At 34.8% G+C, this 2,747-nt stretch carries 1 protein-coding gene; it reads left to right on the top strand.

Translation table 11 applies throughout. From position 1 onward, the window contains the following. Positions 1-598: 598 nt before the first annotated feature. The gene (locus tag F6K40_RS39695) at positions 599-2,626 is read left to right on the top strand and encodes an SNF2-related protein (RefSeq protein ID WP_293145666.1); all 2,028 of its coding nucleotides are present in this window, start codon (positions 599-601) and stop codon (positions 2,624-2,626) included. Positions 2,627-2,747 lie beyond the last annotated feature (121 nt).

The following is a 2,747-nucleotide window of genomic DNA, read 5'->3' as shown; positions in this document are numbered from 1 at the left end:
TAGGAAAATTCGTAGGTGTTGGGAAACAAAATCCTGAGAAATATTGATATAAATCCCAAATCAGGAATTCGATAAATTGGGAAAATTATCTAGGAAAATTCGTAAGTGTTGGGAAACAAAATCCTGATTAATATTGATGGAAAACCCCAAAATAAGGAATTCGATAAATTGGGGAAAATTATCTGGAAAAATCCGTAGGTGTTGGGAAACAAAATCCTGATTAATATTGATGGAAACCCCAAAATCAGGAATTCGATAAATTGGGGAAAATTATCTGAAAAAATCCGTAGGTGTTGGGAAACAAAACCCTGATTAATATTGATGGAAACCCCAAAATCAGGAATTCGATAAATTGGGGAAAATTATCAGATAAAAATTCGTAAACTATTCTGTAAATTAGAGAAATTATGTATTAAAAATTATCTGCAAAAATTCTATGGATTTGGAAACCAAACCCCTACAACTGTCTGGGAAAAATCTTAATCTTAGGGTTTGGAGACCAAACCCCTACAAAAACAAAAATTTATCTTCAATTCCAATAATCAGTTATCATAATATTTATAATCCAACTTTTTATATATTAAAAATAAATCAAAAAATGCCTCGAATTTTTGACAATATTGAACAACACCTACTCCCCATACTGCGGGATACTATTGAAACTTCAAAACGAGCAGATTTTTGTGTAGGTTATTTTAATCTCCGAGGGTGGAAAGAAATAGCTGACAAGATAGAAAAATTTACAGGAAATGAAAATTATTGTTGTCGTTTGTTAGTAGGAATGCAGACTTTACCCGAAAAAGAATTACATGATAGTTGGGCTTTTGAAAAAACGGAAATTGGGATGGATAATCTGAAGGTTATTCGTTTAAAAAAACAAGTAACTCAAGAATTTTGCGAACAATTAACTTGGGGCGCACCTACTAATAAAGATGAAGTTGCTTTACGTCTTCTCAGACAACAAATTAAAAACAAAAAAGTAGTGGTTAAACTATTTCTCAGATATCCCCTCCATGCCAAATTATATTTATTTCATCGCGACGATATTAATAATCCCATAGTTGGTTTTTTGGGCAGTAGTAATTTAACTTTGTCAGGATTAAAAAAACAAGGAGAGTTAAATATTGATATTCTTGATTATGATGCTTGTCAAAAACTTCAGAAATGGTTTGATGACCGATGGAAAGACCGTTGGTGTCTTGATATTTCCCAAGATATAATTACAGTTATTGACGAAAGTTGGGCGCGAGAAAAGTTGATTCCGCCTTATTATATTTATCTAAAAATTGCTTATCATTTATCGAGTGAAGCTAGAGCAGGATTATCAGAATATCAAATTCCTCGGAGTATTAAAGATCGATTATTTGATTTTCAAGCAGCGGTTGTGAAAATTGCAGCTCGTTATTTAAATCGACGGGGGGGAGTTTTAATTGGGGATGTTGTTGGTTTAGGAAAAACTCGTATTGCTGCAACATTGGCAAAAATTTTAGAGGATGATTTTTTCTTAGAAACTCTGATTATTTGTCCGAAAAATTTGGTGTCGATGTGGGAAGAATATGTTTACAATTACAAATTACGAGCTGAGGTTATTTCTATTAGCAAAGTGCAAAAAATACTGCCTAAGACAAGACGTTATCGAGTTTTAATAATTGACGAAAGTCATAATCTGAGAAATCGTCAAGGTAAACGTTATCGAGCAATTCAAGAATATATTGCTCTGAATGAAAGTCGCTGCATTTTATTAACAGCAACTCCCTACAATAAAACCTATTTAGATTTATCAAATCAACTGCGGTTATTTATTTCAGAAGATAAAAATTTAGGCATTCGACCAGAAAAATTGTTACAGGAAATAGGAGGCGAAATAGAATTTAGTCGGAAATATCAAGCTCCGGTGCGGTCCCTAGCAGCATTTGAAAAAAGCGAACATCGTGATGACTGGCGAGAATTGATGCGACTATATATGTTGCGTCGCACCCGTAGTTTTATTCAAAATAATTATGCTCAAGTTGATGAGACTGGGCGAAAATATTTAGAAATGAGCGATCGCTCGAAATCCTATTTTCCGATTCGTCAAGCAAAAACTATAACGTTTGACTTAGGGGGAAGTGAAGATTTATATGCGCTTTTGTATTCCGAAGCGGTAGTTAATATTTTGAGCGAGTTAAATTTACCGCGCTATGGTTTGGGGAGTTATGCAGTTTATCCAAAATCAGCGAAAGGAAAATCGATGACTGATGCTGAGTCGCGACAACTCAAAGATTTATCTCGCGCAGGTAAAAGGTTAAAAGGTTTTTGTCGCACCAACCTATTTAAACGTTTAGAAAGTAGCGGGGTGGCATTTTTACAATCTATCGATCGCCATATTCTCCGAAACTATGTGTTTTTGCACGCCATTACTAATCAACTTCCGTTACCCATAGGTTCGCAAGATGCAGCTTTCCTCGATCCTCGCAACAATGATGAAGACTCCATATTTTTCGATTCGGAAGATGAGGAAGAAAATACAGAACTCTCGACGATCGCCTCGATCTCTGAAACTGAAACAGAATATCAGGAGCGAGCAGCCAAAATTTATCAAGAATATGCCACCCAATACAAAAGTCGTTTCAAATGGATAATATAGAATCCGGGTAATTAGTTATCGTATTACTGAGGAGTAATGAGTAATGAGTAATGAGTAATGAGTAAGGAGTAAGGAGTAAGGAGTAAGGAGTAATATCAAATCCGGTTGAATACAAGAGTGT

Source organism: Okeania sp. SIO3I5 (assembly GCF_010672085.1).
Taxonomy (GTDB): Bacteria; Cyanobacteriota; Cyanobacteriia; order Cyanobacteriales; family Microcoleaceae; genus Trichodesmium.
The sequence above is the reverse complement of the archived record's forward strand: the minus strand, read 5'-3'. Positions and strand labels throughout refer to the sequence as shown.